The sequence below is a fragment of the Pseudomonas sp. S2_E02 genome, assembly GCF_054668355.1.
Genome location: NZ_CP162761.1, coordinates 6,157,219 through 6,183,158, shown reverse-complemented (window position 1 = coordinate 6,183,158; position 25,940 = coordinate 6,157,219). Strand labels below are relative to the sequence as shown.

The window sequence follows — 25,940 nt, the reverse complement described above, 5'->3', positions numbered from 1 at the left end:
AGCTACTCGTTATCGAGACCTTTACGCCGATACGGGAAAACATCAATGACTTTCCCGGCCCGAATCGCCTCCTGCAAGCCCTTCCAGTAATCTGCGTTATACAACTCGCCATGCAACTGATCGAACAACTTGCGCTGCCCCGAATCGGCAAACAGAAACGGCGGAAACTCCTCGGGAAAGACATCCAGCGGCCCGATCGAATACCACGGCTCCGAGGCCATTTCATCCTCCGGTGTGCGCGGTTGCGGGATGTGGCGGAAGTTGGCTTCGGTCAGGAAGCAGATTTCGTCGTAGTCATAAAACACCACGCGCCCGTGGCGAGTGACGCCAAAGTTCTTCAGCAGCATGTCACCGGGAAAGATGTTCGCCGCCGCCAGTTGCTTGATCGCCAAGCCGTAATCCTCCAGCGCCTCACGCACCTGCGCATCGTTGGCGTTTTCCAGATAGAGGTTGAGCGGGGTCATCCGCCGCTCGGTCCAGCAGTGACGGATCAACACCGTGTCGCCCTCGACCGACACCGTCGACGGCGCCACCTCCAGCAGCTCCTCCAGGCACGCCGGATCAAACTTGCTCAGCGGAAAACGGAAATCGGCGAACTCCTGGGTATCAGCCATGCGCCCTACCCGGTCGACGCTTTTCACCAGTCGGTACTTCTCGATCACCGTGGCGCGGTCGACGTTTTTCGACGGCGAGAAACGGTCCTTGATGATCTTGAACACGGTGTTGAAGCCCGGCAGCGTAAACACGCTCATGACCATGCCGCGCACACCCGGCGCCATGATGAACTGATCATCGGTGTTGGCCAGGTGATTGATCAGCGCGCGGTAAAACTCGGACTTGCCGTGCTTGTAGAAGCCGATTGAGGTGTACAGCTCGGCAATGTGCTTGCCCGGCAGAATGCGCCGCAGGAAGCCGATGAACTCCGCCGGCACCGGTACATCGACCATGAAATACGAACGGGTGAACGAGAAGATAATCGATACATCGGCTTCGTCGGTGATCAACGCGTCGATCTGAATCCCGCGCCCCTCTCGATGCAACAGCGGGATCACCAGCGGCCATTGCTCGTCGCGGGTGTAGATGCGTCCAACCAGATAGGCGCCCTTGTTGCGGTACAACACCGAGGAAAACAGCTCGACGCTCAGCTCCGGATCCTTGCACACCCAGTCCGGCAGGTTCTCACGCAGTTGCGCTTCGAGGCGACGCAGGTCACCCGGCAGATCGGCGTAATCCTCGCTGAAGCGATAGTCGGCAAAAATGCTCGCGAGCATCCCCGACAACTGCCCCTGCGGTTTGTAGGTGCGGGTTTGCGCGGCGCGGGCTCGGCGCAGGCTCGGGCGGGTGGTGTGGATGAACATGCAGCCGTCGCTGATCAGGTCGTGGCTGAACAGCCCGCAGAAAATCGAGTTGTACCAGGTCTCGGACAACTCATCATCGAAGCGCAGGTCGATGACGCTGATGTAGGCACTTTTCACCAGCGGCCAGCAGCTGACGTTCATCAGCGTTTCATCATCGAAGTATTCGCGCAGGCGAGCGATGGTTTCGCTGACCTTTTCTTCGTAGAGATTGATCCGTGCCGCCGACGCCGTTTGCGTCTCCTGCCAGCGCGCCTGCTCGAAGCGCTCCCGGGCGCCGTCGGTGATTCGCCGGAAATGCTCGCGGTAATCGTCAAAGCCATCGAGGATCATGCGGGCGATATCGGTGGCTGGCCATTGCTGCGGCATAGATAAGACCTCGGCGTGCGTGGGGAAATCTGTGCCTGAGCTTAGCCACGCAAGCGTGTGCGCGTGAAGTGCAATTTCTGCCAAATCCGCGTCAGGGTTGTACAGCGACACAGTTTTTAGCAAAGTTTTTTTAATCGACCGTTCGGTCAGTTAATCACCTTGATGGTCCTTCTGGCCGCCCTGCGCCAGGCCGCGAATTCTCTGGGCTTCGGATCCAATACTGATCAAACGCGTCTAGCTCGTGGCTTTACTGCAAATGCACTTACCGACGGCAACGCTTCCAGATTGGTCTTACCAAAATAGTGGCACTTTGATATACAGCCCACCATTCCCCCCTTCATAACAAGATCCTCGCTGACGAGGACGACCTCCCCCCTCAAAGATCAAGGAGCACACTGATGTCTATCCGGAATCTGCGCATAGGTTTGCGCGCCAGTTTGAGCTTTGCCGTTTTGGCCGGTCTGCTGGTGGTGGTCGGCCTGTTCGGTCTGGGCCAGATGAAAACCCTGCGCGAGAGTGCAACAGTGATTGAAGAATCGTGGATGCCGAGCATCGAGAGCATCCATGACACGGCGGCGAACATCGCCAGCATCCGTCTTGAATCCTTGCGCCTGATCACCAGCACCCAGTCTGCTGTGCGCGACAGAAGCAAAGGCCTCATCAAGGCGCAGCGCGAAGAACTGCTCAAGCGCCTCGCCGATCACAAAGCCCTGCTCACCAGCGAAGAAGAACGGCTGATGCTCGACGGTTTGAATGCCAACACCGCCAAGTACATGAGCATTCTCGAACAGATCATCGGCCAGATCGACGCCGGGCAAAGTGAACAGGCCTACACGCGGCTTAACAATGAACTGGCACCACAGGGAACGCTGCTCGACAAAACCCTCGAGCAGATGATCGCGTTCAATCAGCAAGGTGCCGACGCCGCTGCCGATGCCGCCGCAGCGATGTACCAACGGGCATTGTGGATCGTCGCGACCATCATCGTGGTTGCCCTGATTGCCACGCTGCTGCTGGCCTGGCAACTGACACGCAGCATCACCACCCCGATCAATCAGGCCCTGAATGTGGCGCGGCGCATTGCTGCCGGCGACCTCAGCGGCGAGATCGTCAGCACCGGTAAAGATGAGGCTGCGCATTTGCTCAACGCCTTGGCCGAGATGCAGGGCAATCTGCGCTCGACCATTCGCGGCATCAGCGAATCGGCGCAGCAGCTGGCTTCCGCGGCCGAGGAAATGAGTTCGGTGATGGAGCAAAGCACTCGCGGCCTGCAACAGCAGAACGATCAGATCGAACAAGCCGCCACCGCAGTGACCGAGATGAGCACCGCGGTGGACGAAGTCGCGGCCAACGCGGTGTCCAGCGCCGAGGCGTCTGCCGCGTCGAACGAGGACAGCAAGCACGGCCATGTGCAGGTCAGCGAAACCATCAGCTCGATTCAAGAACTGGTCGACGCCGTACTGGGCGCCTCTGCACAAGCCGAAGGCCTGGCCACGCAGGCACAGGACATCAGCAAAGTGCTGGAAGTGATTCGCGGGATTGCCGGACAGACCAACCTGCTGGCGCTCAATGCGGCGATCGAAGCGGCCCGCGCCGGTGAAGCCGGGCGCGGTTTCGCGGTGGTGGCCGATGAAGTGCGCTCGCTGGCACAACGCACGCAAAATTCCACTGAAGAAATCGAGCTGATGATCAGCAGCATCCAGCAAGGTACGGGGTCGACCGTGGGCGCGCTGCAGAGCAGTGCCGAGCAGGCGGGTCAGACGCTGCGCCGGGCTAACAGCGCAGGTCAGGCGCTGGAGAAAATCACCGCGTCGATCTCGCAGATCAACCAGCGCAATCTGGTGATCGCCAGTGCAGCCGAGCAACAGGCCTTGGTCGCTCGCGAGGTCGATCAGAATCTGGTGACCATCCGCGACCTCTCGACCCAGACCGCCGCTGGCGCCACCCAGACCTCGGCCGCAAGCCAGGAGCTGTCGCGTCTGGCCGTCGACTTGAACGGCCTGGTCACACGCTTTGTGATCTGAACGAACAGTTGCATGCCCGATTAGCGGTTGCCTTCGGCAGGGCGCTCGGCAACACTCTCGTCCCGATCAAGGAAGGAGACCCGCCGTGAGCCCTGTCGATATTTTCCGTATGTTGTCGCTGGCGGCCATCTGGGGCGCAAGTTTTCTGTTCATGCGCATTATTGCGCCGGTGATCGGCACGATCCCGACCGGATTCTTTCGCGTGTCGATTGCGGCCCTTGGCCTGCTGGTGATCCTCGGGCTGATGCGCGTACGCTGGGATTTCAAAGGCAAACTGAAAACCGTGATGCTGCTGGGTGTGATCAACTCGGGGATTCCGGCGACGCTGTATTCGGTCGCGGCCCAGGTGTTACCGGCCGGCTACTCGGCGATTTTCAATGCCACCACGCCGTTGATGGGCGTGCTGATTGGCGGGTTGTTCTTCAGTGAAAAACTCACCGCAGCCAAACTGGGTGGGGTGTTCCTCGGCCTGTTCGGCGTTGGCGTGCTGACCCGCGCCGGTCCCGTGGCGTTCGATCTGCAACTGTTGATGGGCGCCCTCGCCTGCCTGCTCGCGACCACTTGCTATGGCTTCGCCGGTTTCCTCGCGCGGCGCTGGCTGGATCAGGCCGGTGGTCTGGACAGTCGCCTGTCGGCGCTGGGCAGCATGCTCGGTGCGACGCTGTTTCTGTTGCCGTTGTTTGGATATAGCGTGATCACCGCACCGCCGGCCAGTTGGGGCGGCTGGAATGTCTGGCTGTCGCTGTTGGGCCTGGGTCTTGGCTGCACGGCGTTTGCCTACATCATTTACTTCCGCCTGCTCAGCTCGATCGGGCCGGTGAAGTCGATGACCGTGACCTTCATGATTCCGCCATTCGGCGTGCTGTGGGGGGCGTTGCTGCTGGATGAGCCGTTGTCGATGGCGCATATCTACGGCGGGGTGTTGATTGCGTTGGCGTTGTGGCTGGTGCTGAAGCCGGCGGTGGTGAAACCGGCTGAGGCGCCGGCCCGATAAATTTGTGCGGTTGCCGAAAAGGCCATCGCGAGCAGGCTCACGCCTACAATTGGAATGCGCTCCCCTGTAGGAGTGAGTCTGCTCGCGATCGGCGGCCTAAAAGCCGCCACCTGACGATCTGTTAGCTGGTTTTACGGAACACAAACGCCAGACCGACAATGATCAACAGCATCCCCAGCACACTCAACGCCGCCAGGCGATTGCCGAAAATCAGATAGTCCATCACTGCCGTCACCGCCGGCACCAGGTAGAACAGACTGGTGACATTGACCAGATTGCCCCGCGCGATCAACCGATACAGCAACAGCGTCGCCAGCACCGACACCACCAGCCCCATCCACAACACCGGCACGATAAAACCGGTGCTGTGCTCGAAGTGGAACGGCTGAAACGGCACGAAAATCCCGCATAACAACAGACCGGCCAAGTACTGCACCGGCAGCGTACCGAGAGGATTGTCGGTGATGCGTTTCTGCATGATCGAGCCCAGCGTCATACTCGCCAGCGCCAGCAACCCGAACACCATTCCCACCCAGGACATCCCGGCCAGGCTGATGCCTTGGTAAACCACCATGATCAGCCCCGCCAGCCCCAAGGCCAGACCAAACATCCGGCTCGCCGAGCGCTGCCGCTCCATCAACACCACGGTGAGAATCGGCTGCACGCCCATGATGGTCGCCATCACGCCCGGAGTGACTTTGCTGTTCAAGGCCAGTAGATAAAAGATCTGATAGGCCCCCAACAACACCACACCCGTGGCAATCGCAAACATCATCGGTTTGCCGCCCTTGGGCAGCTTCAGCTTGAGCAACGGCGCCAACAACAAGAGGCCGCTCAAGGCAATCGCGAAGCGAATTAGCAGAAAGGCAAATGGTGACGCGTGGGCCAGCCCCCATTTGGAGAAGATCGCGCCGCTGCTCCACAGCAGAACGAACAGGCTCGTGGACGCGGCCGCGAGCGCGGATTTTTTCGACAGGACAAACATGAATACCACCTGTAGTCAGGCAAGAAGCCAACTCAGCCGAAGCTGAAATTCAGTAGGTTTTTCTGGCGGGCGCAGGGGTCAGCAGAAACTGCCGATCAGCCCGAAACGCCAACGCCCGGCGGTGATACGACTGCGCACACCGGCGTGCTACTGACAGGTGGGGGGTAATGACTGATCTGCTTGGGCTGCTGATTCCCGCACGGCACGACGCCAGCGTTGACCGCTGAATCGACTACCGCGTTGCTGAGGGATGCAGGCATTGGCGCAGATCTTTTTTGAAGTGTTGGAAGGTGAGCCATGGGGGCTCACGAGCGCCGACTATAACCAGCGGGCGACATGGATTGCAATGATTTGGACAAAGGGCCAGCAAGGACAGTTGGCCGCAAGGTGAATAGGCTGGATTGCAATCGAGACACCCAACCATGGGGGACAAGGAATGCACAGGATCACATGCCAAGGGAACGGACGTATTTGCGCTACCAGGTCTACAAATCACAGGCTCGACAACAGGCTGCTGTTACTTTCGCAAAACTGCACAAAGACTTGTTGCTGCAAGGGATAGTGGATGTTGATCACTCCAGAGTTCGTTTCGAAGCAATCGATGCTCAAGCGCTGAGTGCCTATGAAGCGTGGTTTGATCCTCATTTCTCTTGGCAAGATGTTGTCAGGTGGAAGGCCAAAGAACCACTGAGCTTCGATTTGGCAATCTGGTTTGATCAGGAGTTATGCGGACTTTGCTTTGCAAACCCTAATCAGAGCCGGTTGCGAGTGAAAATTGTGCGCCTGGAAGGAAAGCCCGATAACGATCACCCTCTCAAAAGCCGAGTAGCGACATTTGCTTTGACCGCCGTGACTCACTTCGCGCGAATCATCGGCAGTACCCAAATTGAAATTCAGGAACCTCTCCCTGGAGTGATTTCCCTGTACCGGCAACTGGGTTTCGAATTCGATTCGGAGGGCAGGCTTGTGAAGCTAATTTGGTAAGACTAGTATCGGACAACTGCTCATTTAATGATCAATGCCGGAGGCACCATGAAGGCTGCCGTTGAAAAAAAGGCGCCAGGCGCCAGATCGATAAAAGCTGATAGAAAACGCTCTTCCGCAAAGTTATCTGAACGGGAGTTGCACCGAATCAGAGAAGCATTGGTGAATCCAGCCGCGGAAGAGCCAGGAGGCGTCCTCGCTGGCGCCTCATTCACCTTCTCTTCATAAAAAAACCGCTCACAAGGAGCGGTTTTTCTACAATATCCAGCCTCAGCCAAACAGCCAATACCCCAACAACGTCAATACCACCACCGCCAGCACCGGACGCATCACGCGGTAGGCTTTCGGATGACGGCGTTTCCACTGCTTGACCACGCCACTGAACTTGTCACTGAAGTTCTTGCTCCAGGCGTAGGCCTGGTTGATCCCGCCGACGCGTTCATCATCAAGGTTCTGCGGTGCAGTGGCACGGCCGAGCCAGGCGCTGATGGAGCGGTTGATGCGGGTCATGAGGCGGTTGCTCAGCGGACGCTCGACGTCGCAGAACAGGATGACGCGGGTCTGGTCGGTTTCATTCTTGACCCAATGCACGTAGGTCTCGTCGAACATTACGTCTTCACCGTCACGCCAGGCATAAACCTGACCATCGACAAAGATCCGGCAATCGTCGGAGTTTGGCGTCGACAAGCCGAGGTGATAACGCAGCGAGCCGGCGAACGGATCGCGATGCGGGTTCAAGTGGCTGCCACCCGGCAACAGCGCAAACATCGCGCCTTTGACGTTGGGAATCGCACTGACCAGCGCCACGGTTTTCGGGCACAGGGTTTCGGCCGATGGCAGCGGCTTGTCGTACCACTTGAGGTAGAAACGTTTCCAGCCCTTCTTGAAGAACGAGCCGAAGCCGGCGTCGTTGTTCTTTTCTGCCGCGCGAATATAACCCTCATCGAACAGGTGCATGGCCTCGTCGCGAATGGTTTCCCAATTGTCGCGCAGCACGTCCAGTTCCGGAAATTTGCTGCGATCCAGGTACGGCTTGGACGGCACGCCGGAGAACAGGTACATCAGGGCGTTGTACGGAGCGAACAGCGCCGAGTGGTTGACGAACTGGCGCAGAACCGGCAAACGCGCCTTGCCGCGCAAATGCACATAGAGGATGCTGCCCACGAACAGCAGCAGCACCAATACCTTGGCGGCTAACGAAAAGGTCATCAACGACTCCTTGAATAAAGACAACGCTGCGCAATGCCCTTTACCCGGCATGGCAGCCGGCCATGATAAACACTACCGGCGCCGGGCAAAACCCGCCTTACACAAGATTCAGTGTTAAGAATTGCGCAACAAAGCATTTATTAGCATAACGATCCTGAACCCCGGCTGATCTGAATCAACTGGATTACTGCTGAGTCTCCTGCTCAGTGAACAGATCGCTGAACAGCATGCTCGACAGATAACGCTCGCCGGAGTCCGGCAGAATCACCACGATAGTCTTGCCCTGCATCTCCGGCGTCTCCGCCAAACGCACCGCGACTGCCATCGCTGCACCGCAGGAGATGCCGCATAGAATCCCCTCTTCCTGCATCAAGCGCAGGGCCATGGCCTTGGACTCTTCGTCGGTGACCTGCTCGACCCGGTCGACCATCGACAGATCCAGGTTCTTCGGCACAAAGCCGGCACCGATCCCCTGAATCTTGTGCGGGCTCGGTTTGATTTCTTCACCCGCCAGCGCCTGGGTGATCACCGGCGACGACATCGGCTCCACGGCCACCGACAGAATCGGTTTGCCTTGGGTATTCTTGATATACCGCGAAACGCCGGTGATGGTTCCGCCGGTGCCGACGCCCGCTACCAGTACATCGACGGCACCGTCAGTGTCGTTCCAGATTTCCGGACCGGTGGTCTTTTCGTGAATGGCGGGGTTGGCCGGATTATCGAACTGCGATGGCATGAAGTACTTGTCAGCATCGCTGGCAACGATTTCGGCCGCCTTCTCGATTGCGCCTTTCATGCCCTTGGCCGGCTCGGTCAACACCAGTTCGGCGCCCAGAGCCTTGAGGACTTTACGGCGTTCGATGCTCATCGAGGCCGGCATGGTCAGCATCAACTTGTACCCACGGGCCGCGGCAACAAAGGCCAGACCGATCCCCGTGTTGCCCGATGTCGGTTCGACAATGGTCATGCCCGGCTTCAGTTTGCCGCTGCTTTCGGCGTCCCAGATCATGTTGGCGCCAATCCGGCACTTGACCGAGTAACCGGGGTTGCGCCCCTCGATCTTGGCCAGAATGGTCACGCCACGCGGCGCTATGCGGTTGATCTGCACCAGCGGCGTATTACCGATGGAATGGGCGTTGTCAGCAAAAATACGGCTCATGGCTGGGTCCTTATGCAGCATTGAATTCAGCCTTCAAAGGTATGCCTGTTGCCCATCACAGTCCAGTCGGGTCGAACGTCTGCGCGACGTAACAGTCAATCGCTTACATCGTCAGGGAATTGCCGTCATGAAGCGTCGCTACAGTTGGCCACTAGGGATTTTCGCCGTCGTCGTTGTGCTGCTGATCGCGCTGCACATCGCCCTGCCCTACATGGTGCGCGACTACCTGAACGGCAAGCTGGCGGACATGGGTGATTATCGGGGCCAGATCACTGATGTCGACCTTGCCCTATGGCGCGGCGCCTACAAGATCAATGGGCTGAAGATCGTCAAGGTCGACGGCAAGGTACCGGTACCGTTCGTCAATGCACCGCTGATCGATCTGGCGGTCAGCTGGCATTCGCTGTGGTATGACCATGCCGTCGTAGCCCAGGTGAAATTCGTCAAACCTGAGATTAACTTCGTCGACGGCGGTGCCAACAAGCAGAACTCTCAAACCGGTCAAGGCACTGACTGGCGCGAACAACTGGGCAAATTGCTGCCGATTACCCTCGACGAGGTCCAGATTCACGAAGGCAAAATCACTTTCCGCAATTTCAACTCCAAGCCACCGGTCAATATGAACGCCACCAACGTCGAGGCCAGCATCTACAACCTGACCAACGTGGTCGACAATCAGGGCAAACGTGACGCGCGTTTCGAAGGCAAAGCGCTTTTGCTCGGGCATGCGCCACTGGAAACCACTGCCACCTTCGACCCGCTGAGCAATTTTGAAGACTTCCAGTTCCGCCTGCGCGCCAAAGACATCGAACTCAAGAGCATGAACGACTTCGCCTCGGCCTACGGCAAGTTCGACTTCAACGCAGGCCACGGTGACGTGGTAATCGAAGCCCAAGCCAAAAAAGCGCAGGTCAACGGCTACATCAAACCCCTGCTGCGCGACGTCGAAGTGTTCAACTGGCAGCAGGACGTGGAAAACAAGAACAAGAGCATCTTCCGCTCGGTCTGGGAGGCCATCGTCGGCGGCTCGGAAACCGTGCTGAAGAACCAGGCGAAAAACCAGTTCGCCACCAAGGTCGAACTCAGCGGTAACGTGCATCAGCAAAACATCAGTGCATTCGAAGCGTTTTTGCAGATTTTGCGCAATGGATTCATACAGGCGTTCAACGCCCGGTATGAGCGGCCGAAGCCGGATGCGGGTTAGGGTTCATTTCTGGAAAAGCATCCAGATATAGAGTATCGGCGCCAATCTGAATATCCGGGGCCGGCCATTCAACGGTCCAACCTTTATCGCCCAAGATGACAGTCGCAAAGACTTGGGGATCAAGCAAAGGCTGCAACTGCTTACACGTTTGAATATCTCGACTTAAATCGAGTGTCAGCGCTCGACCATCAACAAAGTCCAGTGCAAGCCGGCAATCAGAGAGTGCAGTAACTGCCGCCAAGCGTGGTCGTTTTGTGGATAGCATCAATTCAGCGCCTCCAGGCACATGGGGACTGCTTCGCAGCCCAGCGGGAGCAAGCTCCCTCGCCACAGATTCAGCGGACATCCTGAAGGCTATCGCCAAATCGGCGATACCTGAATACTGGCCATCGGCCGAGACTGAGTCAACATGTGACGCCCCATTCAGAGACTGAATAAGCCGTCTGCGTTCACAGTCGACCGGGCTGCGCGTTATAGTCGGGCATCCGATTATTTCGCCCCCGCCCTGCCCGTCAGGTCGGCGTTACCGTTCGAGGATTAGCAGATGAAGTTCGAAGGCACCCAGGCCTACGTCGCCACCGATGACCTGAAGCTGGCAGTCAACGCCGCCATCACCCTGGAACGGCCACTGCTGGTCAAGGGCGAGCCGGGCACCGGCAAGACCATGCTCGCCGAGCAACTGGCCGAATCGTTCGGCGCCAAGTTGATCACCTGGCACATCAAGTCCACCACCAAGGCCCATCAGGGTCTCTACGAATACGATGCGGTCAGCCGTCTGCGCGACTCGCAATTGGGCAACGAAAAAGTCCACGACGTGCGCAATTACTTGAAGAAGGGCAAGCTCTGGGAGGCTTTCGAGTCCGAGGAGCGGGTCATTTTGCTGATCGACGAAATCGACAAGGCCGACATCGAATTCCCCAACGACCTGCTGCAAGAACTCGACAAGATGGAGTTCTACGTTTACGAAATCGACGAGACCATCAAGGCGAAAAAACGCCCGATCATCATCATTACCTCCAACAATGAGAAAGAGCTGCCGGACGCCTTCCTGCGCCGCTGCTTCTTCCATTACATTGCCTTCCCCGACCGCACTACCCTGCAAAAAATCGTCGACGTGCACTACCCGGACATCAAGAAGGATCTGGTCAGCGAAGCGCTGGACGTGTTCTTCGACGTGCGCAAGGTGCCGGGCCTGAAGAAGAAGCCGTCGACCTCGGAGCTGGTGGACTGGCTGAAGCTGCTGATGGCCGACAACATCGGCGAAGCGGTGCTGCGTGAGCGCGATCCAACCAAGGCGATTCCGCCACTGGCCGGTGCTTTGGTGAAGAACGAACAGGACGTGCAATTGCTTGAGCGCCTGGCGTTCATGAGCCGTCGCGGCTCTCGCTAAGCACTTGTAAGCAGGGGCCATCGTTATGCTGCTCAACCTCTTCAATGAAATGCGTGCAGCCAAGGTGCCGGTGTCGGTGCGTGAGCTGCTCGACCTGATCAACGCGCTGAAACAGCGCGTGACCTTCGCCGACATGGACGAGTTCTATTACTTGTCGCGGGCGATTCTGGTGAAGGACGAACGCCATTTCGACAAGTTCGACCGCGCGTTCGGCGCCTACTTCAATGGCCTGGAAAAGCTCGACGATCACTTGCAGGCATTGATTCCCGAAGACTGGCTGCGTAAGGAGTTCGAGCGCTCATTAAGCGACGAAGAACGCGCGCAGATCCAGTCCCTCGGCGGCCTCGACAAACTGATCGAAGAGTTCAAGAAACGCCTGGAAGAACAGAAGGAGCGCCACGCCGGCGGCAACAAATGGATTGGTACCGGCGGCACCAGCCCGTTCGGTTCCGGCGGTTTCAACCCGGAAGGCATTCGGGTCGGCGATGCTGGCAAGCGCCAGGGCAAAGCCGTGAAAGTCTGGGATCAGCGCGAGTACAAGAACCTCGACGACTCGGTGGAACTGGGCACGCGCAACATCAAAGTCGCCCTGCGCCGCTTGCGTAAATTCGCCCGTCAAGGCGCAGCGGAAGAGCTGGACATCGACGGCACCATCGACCACACCGCCAAGGACGCCGGTCTGCTGAATATTCAGATGCGCCCGGAACGGCGCAACACGGTGAAGTTGTTGTTGCTGTTCGACATCGGCGGCTCGATGGACGCGCACGTGAAGATCTGCGAGGAACTGTTCTCGGCCTGCAAGACTGAGTTCAAGCATCTGGAGTATTTCTACTTCCACAACTTCATTTATGAATCGGTGTGGAAGAACAATATGCGCCGCACCTCGGAACGCACTTCGACCCAGGACCTGCTGCACAAGTACGGCGCCGACTACAAAGTGATCTTCATCGGTGACGCCGCCATGGCGCCGTATGAAATCACCCAGGCTGGCGGCAGTGTCGAGCACTGGAACGAAGAGCCGGGTTACGTGTGGATGCAGCGCTTCATGGAGAAGTACAAAAAGCTCATCTGGATCAATCCGTACCCGAAAGACACCTGGGGCTATACCTCGTCGACCAATATCGTGCGGGATCTGATCGAGGATCAGATGTATCCGTTGACGTTGCGCGGGCTTGAGGAAGGGATGCGGTTTTTGTCGAAATAACGGCCAGAGGGGTTCCCACGTGAGCGTGGGAACGCTCAATTCCGTACGGAATCGGTGGCCGTTTTACCAACCTGATGCGAGATAGGTCTTGCAGAGCCTGTCCATAAAAACGGTGTCCTGAATCGCCGGCCCGACTGAGGCAGTTTTTTGCCCGCGACGTTTTTTTTTCCCTTTGGCGACCACTTTCACCCCACCGTTTTCCAACTCTACCCTGCGAGTTTTTTCAATATTCGTTTCAGAACTCAGGGTCATTTCACTCTTCATCTCGCCCTCTGGCGACAGAAAACGAAACCTGACCCGGATCGCCTCCGTTTCGCAGCCTTCCCCCTCGGCAATCAGTTCCATGGATTGACCGCTTGCCTCTGTGCGGTGATTCCAGTGAAACATTCGCATCATGTCGACCGTTGCGGTGGACATGAATGTCTCGATACGCGCAACGATGTCCTGATTACCGGCATGTTCGGCGTCCAGTCGTTGCACATTGTAGAAACGATCGATGCTCGCCCGATAAACCGGCACGCTGCCCACATCCTCATAAAAACCGACAATGTGCCCATCGACACGGTTCGCACACTCGCCCTCTGACTGGGCCATCACTTTCATAAAACGCATCTGTAACTTCCTTGTAAAAGATGAAGACCGATAGTTCCACACCCTCTCGACGCGTGATGTAGGGCGACTTACCAAAGCGTCAGGAAACGTCTCGGTCTTCAGTCCGAAATACGGACAATTACAAGTAGGACTTCAGGTAGTTGATATGGTCGTGCCATGCACGTTCCTGCATGACCGGGGTGAACCTAACCTTGTCACCCGGCAGACGCTGCGCCAGCCGCGCCAGCGCCAACGGCGTCAACGCCCCCAAGCGTGGATATCCACCAATGGTCTGGCGATCATTGAGCAAGACGATCGGCTGCCCGTCCGGCGGCACTTGCACCGCACCGAGCGGAATGCCTTCGGAAATCATCGGTTGTCCCTGATAGTGCAAGGCGCTGCCCAACAAGCGAATGCCCATGCGATCAGCGCGACTGTCCACAGCCCAGGTCGTGTTAAACACATCAAACAGGCTCTGTCCGCTGAACTGGCCGATCTGCGCGCCGAGTACCAGATCCAGCGGTGCATTCGATTTCAGATCCGGCCGCAACGCCAATGGCACTTCGCGAACCAATCGCGCTTCCCCGTGATAACTCAGCGTCGAACCCTTGGCCAACGGCAAGCCCATGCCATCGAGTCCGCCGAGTTCTTCGCGCACCACCGTCGCACTACTGCCCAAGACCTTCGGAGCGTCGAAACCGCCGGGCGCCGCCAGATACGCCCGGGCACCATGCAGCGGTTGCGTGAACAGCAACTTCTGTCCTTTACCCAACTTGAAACTGCGCCACGGCGCCAGCGGTTGACCCTCAATCTGCGCGCCAAGATCAGCTCCGGCCAGCGCCAGCAAGCAATCGTCTTCAGCGACTACGGCAAAGCCGCCAAGCGTGATTTCGATCACCGGCACATCCAGTCCATTGCCGAGCAGCCAGTTGGCCCAACTCATCGAACACCAGTCTGCCGCGCCGCCCTGGGTCACGCCCAGATGCCGTACGCCGAAACGGCCCGCGTCCTGCAACAGGCACAGCGGTGTACTCGCTTCAATCCTCAGTCGGCTCATGCCAGCGCCTCCAGTGGTGTGTCATCGCCGCCCAGATTGATGAACTCGGCATGACTGACCGCCTCGAATCGCACGGTGTCGCCCGGTTGCATCAGGCTGTAGCCATCACGTGTGCGATCGAACAGTTTCGCCGGGGTGCGGCCGATCAGGTTCCAGCCACCGGGCGAGACCACGGGATACGCAGCGGTTTGGCGCTCGGCAATGCCGACACTGCCCGCAGCGACTTTCTTGCGCGGCGTGTTAAGACGTGGCGCCGCCAGAACCTCTTCGACCAGCCCCATAAAGGCGAACCCCGGTGCGAAACCCAGGGCGAATACCTGATATTCACGTCCGCTGTGACGACGGATCACCTCCTCCACTGCCAGCCCACTACGCTCGGCGAGCAGGCTCAATTCTGGCCCGACGCTGAGGTCATACCAGACCGGCAACACATGACATTGACCGCCAGTTCGCGCATTCGGCGACAGGTCGATCAACGCCTCGGCAATCAATTCCCGCGCCTGACTCGGGTTCAGTGCAGTCAGATCGTAATGCACCATCAACGTCGTATAGGACGGCACCAGATCGATCAGTTGCGCGCCGAATGCCCCGCGCAAACGCTCACTGGCAGCGAGCATCCACGGCATGTTGGCTTCGGCAATTTCATCGAACAGACGCAGCATCAGGCAATCCAGCGCCACCACTTCAATCCTTGGGTTCATGAGGCACTCTGCTGATTCAAGGCCTCGCGAATGCGCTGCACGGCGGCCACCGAACTGGCGTTATCACCGTGCACGCAGAGGGTGTTGGCGTGCAGGCGCAAGGCGCTGCCATCGCTGGCGGCGAGGTTGTCACCACGGGCAATGGTCAGGGCTTGTTCAATGATTTTTTCCGGGTCGTGATGCACCGCGCCCGGCAATTGTCGTGAAACCAGTTTGCCGGCGTTGTCGTAAGCACGGTCGGCGAAGGCTTCGAACCACAGGTTCACGCCATACTCATCGCCGATCTGCTGCGCGGCGGCGTTGTCGCGGGTGGCCATCAGCATCAGCGGCAGGCTGCGGTCGTAAGCGGCCACCGCCTGAATCACCGCACGCAATTGTGCCGGGTTGGCCATCATGTCGTTGTACATCGCGCCGTGGGGTTTGACGTAACTGACACGCCCGCCCTGGGCTTTGCAGATGCCATCGAGGGCGCCAATCTGATAATGCAGGATGTCTTGCAGCTCTTGCGCCGAATACGCCATGGAGCGACGGCCGAAACCGACCAGATCCTGATAGGCCGGGTGTGCACCGATTTGCACACCGTGGCTCAGGGCCAGGCTGACGGTCTTGCGCATGATGCTCGGATCGCCGGCGTGGAAACCACAGGCCACGTTGGCGCAATCGATGAAGGGCATGACCTCGGCATCCAGACCCATGGTCCAGCTGCCGAAACTCTCGCCGATGTCGCAATTCAATAGCAGGCGGCTCACGGTGAACACTCCTGTAGGTGCTTGTCTTTTTATCTGTAGGACTTTGCTTTGCAGGTTATCAGTTACTGCGCATCGAGTTGCTTGCCACGGGTTTCCGGCAGACTCAGTGCCGCGATAATCACCACGCCGTAGGACACCGCCGCGAAGGCGCCAATGCCGACGCTCAACGGCACCTTCTGGCTGAGCAGGCCGATCAGCAGCGGAAACAATGCCGCCAGCGCCCGACCGATGTTGTAGCAGAAGCCCTGCCCCGAACCGCGAATTCGCGTAGGGAACAGCTCGGTCAGAAATGCGCCCATGCCGCTGAAAATCCCCGAGGCAAAGAAGCCCAGCGGGAAGCCCAGCCATAGCATCACGCCGTTGCTCACCGGCAGTTGCGTATAGAGCAGAACGATGGTGAACGAACCGACAGCGAAGAGGATGAAGTTCTTTTTCCGCCCCAACAGATCAGTCAGATAGGCGCTGATCACATAGCCGACGTAGGAACCGACAATCACCATGGCCAGATAGCCGCCGGTGCCGAGTACGCTCAAGCCGCGTTCGTTTTTCAGGAAGGTCGGCAGCCAGGAAGTGATCGCGTAATAGCCGCCCAGCGCGCCGGTGGTCAGCAGTGAAGCGCGAAACGTGGTGAAGAGCATGCCGGGGGCGAAGATCTCGTAGAACTTCGACTGAGTCTCCGGCGTTTGTTGGGCCTTGGCCTCGCGATATATCTCCGGATCCTTGACCAGACGACGGACGAAAATCACAAAAATCGCCGGCACGATGCCGAGGATGAACAAGGCGCGCCAGGCGTCTTCCGGCGGCAACACCGAGAACAGCAGCGCATACAAAATCGCCGTCAGCCCCCAACCCAGCGCCCAACCGGATTGCACCATGCCCACCGCTTTGCCTCGGTCCTTGGCGCGGATCACCTCGCCGATCAGCACTGCACCGGCCGTCCACTCGCCGCCGAAACCGAAGCCCATCAAGGTACGTGCGATCAACAGTTGTTCGTAGTTTTGCGCGAAGCCGCAGAGAAAGGTGAAGAAGGCGAACCACAGCACGGTGAGTTGCAAGGTGCGTACACGGCCGATGCGGTCAGAGAGAATCCCCGCAACCCAGCCGCCGATGGCCGAAGCGATCAATGTGCTGGTGTGAATCAGTCCTGCTTCGCCGGTGGTGATGCCCCACATCGCGATCAGTGTCGGCACGACGAAGCTGAGCATCTGCGTGTCCATGCCGTCCAGACCGTAGCCGATCTTGCAGCTCCAGAACGTGCGACGCTCCTGCTGATTGATGTTGCGATACCAGTCGAACGGCCCCGGACGCGCCGATGCCGTGGATGTTTCTAGGGTGTCGGGAGCACGCATGGCTTATCTCCGCAGGTTTTTTATTGGTCTTGTTCGTAGCCCCGACGACGCCTATCGTGGGAACCGGATGCGTCGATTTTTCGTCGCGCGGCCCTGCTGCGTCCAACGAATAAAAACCCGCCCTAGCCATAAGAAAAATTTGTCACCCGAGCCTTGCCCATGAACCTGAAGTTTCTCGAGACCTTTGTCTGGGTCGCCCGACTGAAGAGTTTTCGCCTGACCGCCGACAAGCTGTTCACCACTCAGGCGTCGATCTCCAGCCGCATTGCGGTGCTGGAAGGCGAGCTGGGGGTGAAGCTGTTTCTGCGCGATTCGCGCGGTGTCAGCCTGACGCCCGAAGGCTTGAAAGTGCTGGAATATGCCGAGCAAATGCTCGACACGATGTCGGCGCTCAAGCAATCGATCGAAACCCGCTCGAGCAAAGTCGGCCGGGTGCGCATCGGCGTGATGGACACGGTAATTCACACTTGGCTCAGCCCGTTGGTGGCGCAGATGACCGATCTGTATCCGCGGGTGGAAATCGAGCTGGTGGCGGATACCTCGCTGAACCTCTGCGATCAACTGCAAAAAGGCTTTCTCGACATCGTTCTGCAAACCGATCTGATCCGTCATGAAAGCGTGCGCAGCCTGGAGCTGGCCAGCCATCCGCTGGGCTGGATTGTCGCCAGTAATTCGATCTACAACCGCGACTACGCCGACCTCACCGAACTGGCGCAGGAACGGATCATTACCTACTCGAAAAACTCCCGGCCGCATCAGGATCTTCTGGCGCTGATGCAGACCAATGGCGTGCCGGCGCCGCGCTTGAATTGCGTGAATTCGGTGTCGGCGATCACGCGGTTGTTGCGCGATGGATTCGGGATTGGTGTGCTGCCGCCCGTGTTGGTGGCCGAGGAACTGGCGCGAGGGGAATTGACCTTGCTGGCGATTGATCAACGGCCACCGAACTTGCAGGTGGTGGTGTCGTGGCGGGTGGGCGTTGAGTGGGTCGAGGAGATTGTGACGTTGTGTCAGCAAGTGTTGGCGGGGTATGCGCAGAAAGTCGGTGATGGTTACATCACCCTCACACCGTGATCGTTCCCACGCTCCGCGTGGGAATGCCGCCCGGGACGCTCCGCGTCCCTTCCAAAAGCCGAACGCGGAGCGTCCGTTGAGGCATTCCCACGCAGAGCGTGGGAACGATCCTTGCTGCGCTGATCTCAGAGACCGCGCACGTCGCGGTCTTCGATCGGCCGGCTCTGGCGCAGACGCCGGCCACCGAGTACGACCCAGTCGATCAAGCGGAACAGGCATTCAATGCCGAACGACAGCAGCAACGCGCCGCTCATGCCCCAGATCATCGCTTCCGGCGTCAGCAGGATCTGGTAGCTGTAGCCATTCCAGGTTTCCTTGCGAATGTCCGGGTCGGCGGCCAGCACCACTTGCAGAAAGCGGATGTACCACGGGCCTTGCATCGCCTGGAACTGCTTGTCCAGCGCGATCTGACGGCTGAGCAAGGTGCTCAGGCTGTCGGCATCGCTGCGAAATACCGGGTCTTCACTGGCGCGGTAATGCGCCACCAGCGCCTGCATATCGCCCTTGAAAAACTGCTCGGCGGTGCCCTGAAAGCCGCGCAGGCCGGTCTGCGCCTCGATCAGGTGCGCCTCCACGCGTTTCGCGTAATCGTTGATGAAGCCTGGCACCTGGACACCGATCAACAGGCCCGCCGCAAACAACACCAGCCGTACATAACTGAGCAACATGGGGTGCAATCCTTATTCGGTCTTGCCCTGACTGACGCATTCGCCGCGTCGCCACAGGCTCCATTGGCCCGGTTCGTAGCGGGTCCAGGTTTCGTTTTCGGTCAAAGGCTCGGTGGCGATCACGGTGACCACGTCGTTGGGCGTGGTTTCCGCCTGGAAATCGACGATCACGTCGACATCTTTCAGGCGCGCCGGGCCGAACGGGGCGCGGCGGGTGATCTGTGCGAGTTTGGTCGAGCAATAGCAGAACAGCCAGTCGCCATCGCTGAGCAGGCAGTTGAACACGCCTTTGCTGCGATATTCGGCGCACGCAGCGACCAGATCCGGCAACAGCGCTTCTATATCGACCGGCTCCGGGAATGCTGCACGCACGCGGTTAAGCAAATCGCAGAACGCCGCTTCGCTGTCGGTATCGCCGACCGGCCGGTAGAAGCTTTTGATCGGGGTGAAATCGGCGAGCTGGCCGTTGTGCGCAAAGCACCAGTTGCGTCCCCAGAGTTCACGGACGAACGGGTGGGTGTTGGACAGGCAGACCTTGCCGACATTGGCCTGGCGGATGTGGCCGATGACCACTTCACTCTTGATCGGATAGCGCTGCACCAGATTGGCGACTTCCGACTCGCAACTCGCGGCCGGGTCCTGAAACAGACGCAAGCCACGGCCTTCATAAAAGGCGATGCCCCAGCCGTCGCGGTGCGGGCCGGTGCGGCCGCCGCGCTGCATCAGGCCGGTGAAGCTGAACACGATATCGGTCGGCACGTTGGCACTCATGCCCAGTAATTCACACATGTGCGGACTCTCGGGTTACAGGCGCGGCTCGACCCGCATACGCTGCGGATTGTTTGGCAGAGGTGGACGGCCATAGCGGTCATCGCCGGCGCCGCCAAACGGCTGATCGTCGTCGCGGTCATCAGCGCGGGCAGCTGCTTTGGCGGCCTCTGCCTGTTCACGACGCGCACGGGAAGCCCGTTCGATCGGAAAGCGGATCAGCACAAAGATCAGGTAGATGCCGAAAGCGATCATGCTGTACATGAACAGATCGGAGATCGCTCGCCAGGCGTTGTTGCCGACCTTGAAGGCCAGATCCAGCGCAGTAATGGCGATGGACGGCGCAACTTTGGCTTTCACCGGATCAATGATGGTCGGGCTGAACAGCAACACGGCCATCAAGACGCGCAGCGGTTCGCGCAACCAGCGCCACATCCAGGTGGTCAGGCGCATCCATACCAACAGGCAGCCCACAGCAGCAAAGGCGTAGAGGCCCCAGGCGATCAGATAGTCGTTCTCGGTCATGGTGTCCATGGCAAGGCAGGCAAAGAGGCGCTTATAGTAACGACTTTTCGCCCGTGCGGCTTGTCCCAATACCAGACGGCCAGCAGCAAACCCTGTGGGAGCGAGCTTGCTCGCGAAAGCGGTGGGTCAGTGAAACAAATGTCATCTGACACGACGCCTTCGCGAGCAAGCTCGCTCCCACAGGGGGCTGCGGCGGTTTCAAGATCCGCGAAAACCCTTATTCCGTAAATTGTCCGAGAGCCTTTCATGCCCGAATCCGCCAACGTCCTCAGTGCCCCGATTGCCCACAAGGCGCCCGGTGCCGACCCGTATGCCTGGCTGCAGGAGCGCGACACCGACGCGGTACTCGATTACCTCAAGGCCGAAAACGCCTACCAGGAAGCGCAAACCGCCGATCAGGCCGAGCTGCGTGAAAGCCTGTTCGAAGAGATCAAGGGCAGGATTCTGGAAACCGACCTGTCCCTGCCCTCACCGTGGGGCCCTTACCTGTATTACACGCGCACCACAGCGGGCGATGAATACGCCCGGCATTACCGCTGCCCGCGTCCGGCGGACGACAGCCTGAGCCTCGATGAAAGTCGCGAACAACTGCTGCTCGACCCGAATGTACTGGCCAACGGCGGTTTCTTCTCGCTGGGTGCATTCAGTATCAGCCCGGATCACCAGCGTCTGGCCTACAGCGTCGACGCTTCGGGCGATGAGATTTACACGTTGTTTGTCAAGGAACTGGCCAACGACAAAGTCAGCGAACTGGAATTCGAAGACTGCGACGGCAGCATGACCTGGGCCAACGACAGCCTGACCCTGTTCTTCGGCGTACTCGACGACACCCATCGTCCACACAAGCTGTTCCGTTACCGCCTCGACGGCACCGCTGCCGAAGAAGTTTTCCACGAGCCGGACGGGCGTTTCTTCCTGCACTGCTACCGTTCCAGTTCCGAGCAGCAACTGCTGTTGTCGCTGGGCAGCAAGACCACCAGCGAAGTCTGGGCGCTCGACGCCCACCAGCCGCACCTGCCGTTCACTTGCCTGGCGCCGCGGGTCGAGGATCATGAATATGATGTCGATCACGGCCTGCTCGATGGCCTGTGGACGTGGTTTATCCGCACCAACCGTGACGGCATCAACTACGCGCTGTATCAGGCACCGGACAGCGGCACCGCGCCGACCGAAGCCGACTGGCAGAACCTGATCCCCCACAGCGATACGGTGATGCTCGATGGCGTCAGCCTCAACACCGAGGCCATGACCCTGAGCCTGCGCGAGGGCGGCCTGCCGATCATAGAAGTTCACCCACACGGTCTGGCGCCGTATCGCGTGCAATTGCCGGACGCGGCCTACAGTCTCTATGTGCAAAACAGCCTGGAGTTCGAGAGCGACCGCATTCGCCTGCGCTACGAGGCGTTGAACCGTCCGGCGCAAGTTCGCCAACTGATCCTCGCCAGCGGCGAACAAGCAGTGTTGAAAGAAACCCCGGTGCTCGGCCCGTTCGACGCCGATGCCTACGTCAGCCAACGCCTGTGGGCGACTGCGCCGGACGGTACGCAAGTGCCGATCAGCCTGGTGATGAAGCGCGACATGGTTGGCAAAGCCGTGCCGCTGTATCTCTACGGTTACGGCGCTTACGGTTCGAGCCTTGATCCGTGGTTCTCCCACGCCCGCCTGAGTCTGCTGGATCGCGGCATGGCCTTCGCGATTGCGCATGTGCGCGGCGGCGGTGAATTGGGCGAGGCCTGGTATCGCGCCGGCAAGCAGGAACACAAGCACAACACCTTCAGCGACTTCATTGCCTGTGCCGAGTTTCTGATCCTCAACGGCATTACCACGGCCGATAAACTGGCGATCAGCGGCGGCAGCGCGGGTGGTTTGCTGATTGGCGCGGTGCTCAACCAGCGTCCGGATCTGTTCGGCGTGGCAATTGCTGAAGTGCCGTTCGTCGATGTGCTCAATACCATGCTCGACCCGGAACTGCCGCTGACCGTTACCGAGTACGACGAGTGGGGCAATCCCGAAGAGCCGGAGGTTTACGAGCGGATCAAGGCTTATGCGCCGTACGAAAACGTCAGTGCGCAGGATTATCCAGCGACGCTGGTGATCGCCGGTTACAACGACAGCCGCGTGCAGTACTGGGAAGCGGCCAAGTGGGTGGCGAAACTGCGTGCATCCAAAACCGACGACAACGTGCTGCTGCTCAAGACTGAACTGGGCGCCGGGCATGGCGGGATGAGCGGGCGTTATCAGGGATTACGTGACGTAGCACTCGAATACGCATTTGTTTTCAAGGTTCTGGGTCTGGCCTGAGGAACTCCGTCGGTCACTTGGGTCTTAATTGCAGACCCAAGAGGCCGATACCCCACAGATCCCCAGTAGGAGTGAGCCTGCTCGCGATAACGGTATGTCAGTTAAAGATGATTTGAATGACCGACCGCTATCGCGAGCAGGCTCACTCCTACAAGGGATCGTGTGAAGCCTGAAACAGTGAAAACAAAAAGACCGTGACGACATGTCAGAACCGACCTTCCTGAACAACGAAATCCGCGACTGGCTGATGGACTGTGGCCTGTTCGATCAATTGCAGCTGGCCGACTTTGCGGCCGCTTCCGGCTACTTCAGCATCAGCACCGTGGCTGAAGGCGAGGCGATTTTCCGCGAGGGCGATGCCGGCAGTTTCATGTGCATCCTCCACACCGGCCAGGTCGCCGTGCAGAAAACCGGCCCCGATGGCCAGGTAATCACCATGGCCACCCTGCGCAGCGGTCGGGCCTTCGGCGAAATGGCCGTGCTCGATGGCGAACGACGCTCGGCAACGTGCGTGGCGGCGACAAACTGTCAGCTATTGAACCTCGGCAAAGACTCGCTGGAAAAAATGCTCAACGACGCGCCGAAGATCGCCGCGAAAATCATCCGCGCCCTCGCCGTCTCGCTGTCGAAACGCCTGCGCATGGCCGACGGTCAACTGGCGGCGCAACAGGTTTAACCGCCGGGGTTTTTCGCTTTGGTGCCGCCTGGCTCAATGCCCGGCACCGGTTGATCCTTGCTCGGCGGGCTGGGCATTTCAATCGGCACCAGCGGCGGGCTGCCACTGCCAGCGCCAGACTTGGGAATGTTGATCGGCGTGATCTGCGGATACGGTGTCGGTGTAGCGGTGCCAGGCGAGCCGGGTTGCGGCGCCGGGCTGACTGGAACGACCTGCTGCGCCTGCACTGCAGTAATCGAGAGCGCGGCCAGGGCAATGACCGTTAGAATGGTGCGCTTCATCAAGGGCTCCGTTTGGCCTTAGTCTGCGCTCAGGCTACTCCCAACGGGCCTGCTTGCCTTCCCCCTTGTAGAGATTTCCATGAAACGTTTCGTTCTGCTCGACACCACCCCGATCCCTGAAAGCGGCGGTGCCCTGTGCCTGTTCGAGTATGGCGAGGATTTTGTCATCAAGATCCAGGGCGGCGACGGCGGACAATTGATGAACACGCGCATGCACGGTTCCGAAGATGCGCTGGCCGAAATTCCGTGCCGCAAGGTCGCTGGCCGGCCGAATTCGCGGGTGCTGATCGGCGGTCTGGGCATGGGGTTCACCCTCGCCTCCGCGCTCAAGCATCTGGGCAAGACTGCCGAAGTGGTGGTCGCGGAGCTGGTCCCCGGCGTGGTCGAGTGGAACCGTGGCCCGCTCGGCGAAAAGTCCGGTCGACCGCTGCTGGATCCGCGCACGGTGATCCGTCAGGAAGACGTGGCCAAGGTCCTGCAAAGTGAGCAGAACGGTTTCGACGCAATCATGCTCGACGTCGACAACGGCCCCGAAGGCCTGACCCAGAAAGCCAACAGCTGGCTGTACTCCGCCGCTGGTCTGAATGCCTGCGCCAAAGCCCTGCGCCCGAAAGGCGTGCTAGCGGTGTGGTCGGCCAGCGCCGACCGGCTGTTTTCCGACAAATTGAAGAAGGCCGGTTTCAAGGCCGAAGAAGTCCAGGTCTTCGCCCACGGCAACAAGGGCACGCGCCACACGATCTGGATTGCCGAGAAGCTCAAGGGCTGAGCTAAACTCTGCGTATAACCGTCATCAGTCTTTTACAAAGGTGAACCCATGAGTTCGTCCACCCCAACCAACACGTCGAAGCTGGATCGCATCCTCGCCGACAACCAGCGCGACAAGGAAATGGGCTACCGCGACAAAGCCCTGAAGATGTACCCGCACGTCTGTGGCCGCTGTACCCGTGAGTTTTCCGGCAAGCGCCTGAGCGAACTGACCGTGCACCACCGCGACCACAACCACGACAACAACCCGCAGGACGGCTCGAACTGGGAGCTGTTGTGCCTGTATTGCCACGACAACGAACACTCGCGCTATACCGACCAGCAGTATTTCAGCGAAGGCTCGCTGAGCACGCCGAAGATCGCCAAGGCGACGCATAACCCGTTTGCTGCCCTCGCCGGCCTCATGAAGAAAGAAGATTAAAGTTCTTCATTGGCCTGACTGGCCCCTTCACGAGCAAGCTCGCTCCCACAGTGGTTTTGTGTATGACACCGATCCAGTGTGGGAGCGAGCTTGCTCGCGAAGGCGGCCGCTCAGGCACCGCCATTCCATGATCTGACCACAACCGTTCAATCCCCGTATAATCGCGCTCTTTTTCCCGAAGGCACCCCGCTCGTGGCAGACAAACGGTACAGCTGCATTGGTTTGTATAACCCCAAATCACCGGAAAACGTCGGTTCGGTGATGCGCGCCGCAGGCTGCTACGGCGTGGCGTCGGTGTTCTACACCGGCAAGCGTTATGAACGCGCCGCCGACTTCGTCACCGACACCAAACGCGTGCACTACGACATCCCGCTGATCGGTATCGACGATCTGAAAAAGATCCTCCCGCTCAACTGCGTGCCCGTCGCCGTGGAACTGGTCGAAGGCGCCCGCCCGCTGCCGGAATACACCCACCCGGATCGCGCCCTGTATATCTTCGGCCCCGAAGACGGTTCGCTGGACAAAGAGATCCGCGACTGGTGCGAAGACGTCGTGTACATCCCGACCACCGGCTGCATGAACCTCGCCGCCACGGTCAACGTCGTGCTTTACGACCGCATGGCCAAGGGCTTGAACACCCGCTCCGGGCCCAAATTCCGCTGAAACATCGCAGATCCGATGGAACGAGCTGACCGCTCCGGCAGTCAGCTTGTTTATCCATTACTCATTGCCTGGAGAAAGATCATGACCGAGCTCAAACGTGTCGAACGTATCGAATCCACCCCGTTCCAGAGCCGTTCCGAGCAGAACGTCGAAGGCTGGGAGCGCATCGGCTCGCTGGCGGGCGGCGTGATCATGGTCGGCAAGGGCCTGCGCCGTGGCGGTGTGTTCGGTTTGATTCAGGTGGCGATTGGCGGCGTGGCCATGGCGCGCGGGATTACCGGGCACAGCTCGATGAAAAGCCTGATCGAGAAGAGTCGTCAGGACATGAACAATGTGCGGGCGAAGATCGAACGGGCCGGGGAAGAGTTGAGCAAGCTGAAAGCCAATGCCGAGGCGGCGACCAGCACCGCCACCGTGACCGGCAATGATTCGGTGAAGTCGCCGAAAGCCGGGGTTTGATCCGAGATTTTCGGT

At 59.1% G+C, this 25,940-nt stretch carries 27 protein-coding genes; 13 read left to right on the top strand and 14 right to left on the bottom strand.

Annotation, left to right across the window (positions count from 1 at the left end; all coding sequences use genetic code 11):
* Positions 1-2: 2 nt before the first annotated feature.
* Complete coding sequence (gene aceK / locus AB4O01_RS27760; protein WP_099758286.1) at positions 3-1,724, bottom strand: bifunctional isocitrate dehydrogenase kinase/phosphatase; 1,722 nt, start codon at positions 1,722-1,724, stop codon at positions 3-5.
* Positions 1,725-2,122: 398 nt separating this feature from the next.
* On the opposite strand from aceK, the gene AB4O01_RS27755 reads away from it, so the two are divergent.
* Together AB4O01_RS27755 and AB4O01_RS27750 are read left to right on the top strand one after the other, a co-directional pair.
* Positions 2,123-3,748 carry a methyl-accepting chemotaxis protein gene (locus AB4O01_RS27755; RefSeq protein WP_093438144.1) on the top strand — a complete coding sequence of 542 codons (1,626 nt, stop codon included), beginning with the start codon at positions 2,123-2,125 and terminating at the stop codon, positions 3,746-3,748.
* Positions 3,749-3,833: 85 nt separating this feature from the next.
* Complete coding sequence (locus AB4O01_RS27750) at positions 3,834-4,742, top strand: DMT family transporter (RefSeq protein WP_093438149.1); 909 nt, start codon at positions 3,834-3,836, stop codon at positions 4,740-4,742.
* 121 nt (positions 4,743-4,863) lie between these two features.
* Here AB4O01_RS27750 and AB4O01_RS27745 read toward each other — a convergent pair whose 3' ends face one another.
* The gene (locus AB4O01_RS27745) at positions 4,864-5,727 is read right to left on the bottom strand and encodes a DMT family transporter (protein WP_460090139.1); all 864 of its coding nucleotides are present in this window, start codon (positions 5,725-5,727) and stop codon (positions 4,864-4,866) included.
* Between the two features lie 450 nt (positions 5,728-6,177).
* Between AB4O01_RS27745 and AB4O01_RS27740 the strand changes: the two genes are divergently transcribed.
* Positions 6,178-6,711, top strand: a complete 534-nt coding sequence (locus AB4O01_RS27740; protein ID WP_460092323.1) for a hypothetical protein — start codon at positions 6,178-6,180, stop codon at positions 6,709-6,711.
* A 270-nt stretch (positions 6,712-6,981) separates the two neighbouring features.
* Here the strand turns inward: AB4O01_RS27740 and AB4O01_RS27735 are convergent, their stop codons facing one another.
* Together AB4O01_RS27735 and cysK are read right to left on the bottom strand one after the other, a co-directional pair.
* Positions 6,982-7,920: an aspartyl/asparaginyl beta-hydroxylase domain-containing protein gene (locus AB4O01_RS27735; protein WP_093438167.1), complete on the bottom strand. Its 939-nt coding sequence runs from the start codon at positions 7,918-7,920 to the stop codon at positions 6,982-6,984.
* 184 nt (positions 7,921-8,104) lie between these two features.
* Positions 8,105-9,079 carry a cysteine synthase A gene (gene cysK, locus AB4O01_RS27730; RefSeq protein ID WP_095049267.1) on the bottom strand — a complete coding sequence of 325 codons (975 nt, stop codon included), beginning with the start codon at positions 9,077-9,079 and terminating at the stop codon, positions 8,105-8,107.
* Between the two features lie 127 nt (positions 9,080-9,206).
* Here cysK and AB4O01_RS27725 point away from each other — a divergent pair, with 127 nt between their 5' ends.
* On the top strand, positions 9,207-10,283 hold the full coding sequence (locus AB4O01_RS27725; RefSeq protein ID WP_186622727.1) for a DUF748 domain-containing protein: 1,077 nt from the start codon (positions 9,207-9,209) through the stop codon (positions 10,281-10,283).
* On the opposite strand, the gene AB4O01_RS27720 is transcribed toward AB4O01_RS27725, so the two are convergent.
* A complete protein-coding gene (locus tag AB4O01_RS27720) occupies positions 10,243-10,548 on the bottom strand; it encodes a DUF2442 domain-containing protein (RefSeq protein WP_186622724.1) in 306 nt (101 codons plus the stop codon). The genes AB4O01_RS27725 and AB4O01_RS27720 overlap by 41 nt on opposite strands.
* Before the next feature lie 279 nt (positions 10,549-10,827).
* On the opposite strand from AB4O01_RS27720, the gene AB4O01_RS27715 reads away from it, so the two are divergent.
* Together AB4O01_RS27715 and AB4O01_RS27710 are read left to right on the top strand one after the other, a co-directional pair.
* Positions 10,828-11,673, top strand: a complete 846-nt coding sequence (locus tag AB4O01_RS27715) for an AAA family ATPase (RefSeq protein WP_025110627.1) — start codon at positions 10,828-10,830, stop codon at positions 11,671-11,673.
* A 25-nt stretch (positions 11,674-11,698) separates the two neighbouring features.
* A complete protein-coding gene (locus tag AB4O01_RS27710; protein ID WP_016771218.1) occupies positions 11,699-12,877 on the top strand; it encodes a vWA domain-containing protein in 1,179 nt (392 codons plus the stop codon).
* A 63-nt stretch (positions 12,878-12,940) separates the two neighbouring features.
* On the opposite strand, the gene AB4O01_RS27705 is transcribed toward AB4O01_RS27710, so the two are convergent.
* The 5 genes from AB4O01_RS27705 to AB4O01_RS27685 form a co-directional block, all read right to left on the bottom strand.
* A complete protein-coding gene (locus AB4O01_RS27705; RefSeq protein ID WP_460090137.1) occupies positions 12,941-13,489 on the bottom strand; it encodes a hypothetical protein in 549 nt (182 codons plus the stop codon).
* A 118-nt stretch (positions 13,490-13,607) separates the two neighbouring features.
* Positions 13,608-14,525, bottom strand: coding sequence for a 5-oxoprolinase subunit C family protein (locus tag AB4O01_RS27700; RefSeq protein WP_460090136.1), 918 nt, complete (start codon positions 14,523-14,525; stop codon positions 13,608-13,610).
* The gene (locus AB4O01_RS27695; RefSeq protein ID WP_460090134.1) at positions 14,522-15,226 is read right to left on the bottom strand and encodes a 5-oxoprolinase subunit B family protein; all 705 of its coding nucleotides are present in this window, start codon (positions 15,224-15,226) and stop codon (positions 14,522-14,524) included. The genes AB4O01_RS27700 and AB4O01_RS27695 overlap by 4 nt, the downstream gene beginning before the upstream one ends.
* Positions 15,223-15,975, bottom strand: coding sequence for a 5-oxoprolinase subunit PxpA (locus AB4O01_RS27690; RefSeq protein ID WP_460090133.1), 753 nt, complete (start codon positions 15,973-15,975; stop codon positions 15,223-15,225). Before AB4O01_RS27690 ends, AB4O01_RS27695 begins: the two co-directional genes overlap by 4 nt.
* A 62-nt stretch (positions 15,976-16,037) precedes the next feature.
* On the bottom strand, positions 16,038-17,324 hold the full coding sequence (locus AB4O01_RS27685; RefSeq protein ID WP_099758275.1) for an MFS transporter: 1,287 nt from the start codon (positions 17,322-17,324) through the stop codon (positions 16,038-16,040).
* Between the two features lie 159 nt (positions 17,325-17,483).
* On the opposite strand from AB4O01_RS27685, the gene AB4O01_RS27680 reads away from it, so the two are divergent.
* Positions 17,484-18,398, top strand: coding sequence for a LysR family transcriptional regulator (locus AB4O01_RS27680; protein ID WP_460090132.1), 915 nt, complete (start codon positions 17,484-17,486; stop codon positions 18,396-18,398).
* A gap of 125 nt (positions 18,399-18,523) precedes the next feature.
* On the opposite strand, the gene AB4O01_RS27675 is transcribed toward AB4O01_RS27680, so the two are convergent.
* The 3 genes from AB4O01_RS27675 to AB4O01_RS27665 are packed head-to-tail and all read right to left on the bottom strand — an operon-like array spanning position 18,524 to position 20,368.
* Complete coding sequence (locus AB4O01_RS27675) at positions 18,524-19,066, bottom strand: DUF2937 family protein (RefSeq protein ID WP_007911321.1); 543 nt, start codon at positions 19,064-19,066, stop codon at positions 18,524-18,526.
* Positions 19,067-19,078: 12 nt separating this feature from the next.
* On the bottom strand, positions 19,079-19,855 hold the full coding sequence (locus tag AB4O01_RS27670; protein WP_008085906.1) for a class II glutamine amidotransferase: 777 nt from the start codon (positions 19,853-19,855) through the stop codon (positions 19,079-19,081).
* A gap of 15 nt (positions 19,856-19,870) precedes the next feature.
* Positions 19,871-20,368, bottom strand: a complete 498-nt coding sequence (locus AB4O01_RS27665) for a hypothetical protein (RefSeq protein ID WP_034153176.1) — start codon at positions 20,366-20,368, stop codon at positions 19,871-19,873.
* A 237-nt stretch (positions 20,369-20,605) separates the two neighbouring features.
* Between AB4O01_RS27665 and AB4O01_RS27660 the strand changes: the two genes are divergently transcribed.
* Entirely contained in the window at positions 20,606-22,660 is a 2,055-nt protein-coding gene (locus tag AB4O01_RS27660; protein ID WP_460090130.1) for a S9 family peptidase, read from the top strand.
* 202 nt (positions 22,661-22,862) lie between these two features.
* Positions 22,863-23,336, top strand: a complete 474-nt coding sequence (locus AB4O01_RS27655) for a cyclic nucleotide-binding domain-containing protein (protein ID WP_034153174.1) — start codon at positions 22,863-22,865, stop codon at positions 23,334-23,336.
* Here the strand turns inward: AB4O01_RS27655 and AB4O01_RS27650 are convergent.
* A complete protein-coding gene (locus tag AB4O01_RS27650) occupies positions 23,333-23,617 on the bottom strand; it encodes a hypothetical protein (RefSeq protein ID WP_093438214.1) in 285 nt (94 codons plus the stop codon). The genes AB4O01_RS27655 and AB4O01_RS27650 overlap by 4 nt on opposite strands.
* 79 nt (positions 23,618-23,696) lie before the next feature.
* Between AB4O01_RS27650 and AB4O01_RS27645 the strand changes: the two genes are divergently transcribed.
* From AB4O01_RS27645 to AB4O01_RS27630, 4 genes are all read left to right on the top strand, one after another.
* Positions 23,697-24,383 (top strand): spermidine synthase, encoded by a 687-nt coding sequence (locus AB4O01_RS27645; protein ID WP_186622708.1) that lies wholly within the window; start codon positions 23,697-23,699, stop codon positions 24,381-24,383.
* Positions 24,384-24,431: 48 nt separating this feature from the next.
* A complete protein-coding gene (locus AB4O01_RS27640) occupies positions 24,432-24,803 on the top strand; it encodes a YajD family HNH nuclease (protein WP_007911336.1) in 372 nt (123 codons plus the stop codon).
* Between the two features lie 192 nt (positions 24,804-24,995).
* On the top strand, positions 24,996-25,466 hold the full coding sequence (locus AB4O01_RS27635; protein WP_007911337.1) for an RNA methyltransferase: 471 nt from the start codon (positions 24,996-24,998) through the stop codon (positions 25,464-25,466).
* An 81-nt stretch (positions 25,467-25,547) separates the two neighbouring features.
* Positions 25,548-25,925, top strand: a complete 378-nt coding sequence (locus tag AB4O01_RS27630; protein ID WP_093438222.1) for a YgaP family membrane protein — start codon at positions 25,548-25,550, stop codon at positions 25,923-25,925.
* Positions 25,926-25,940 lie beyond the last annotated feature (15 nt).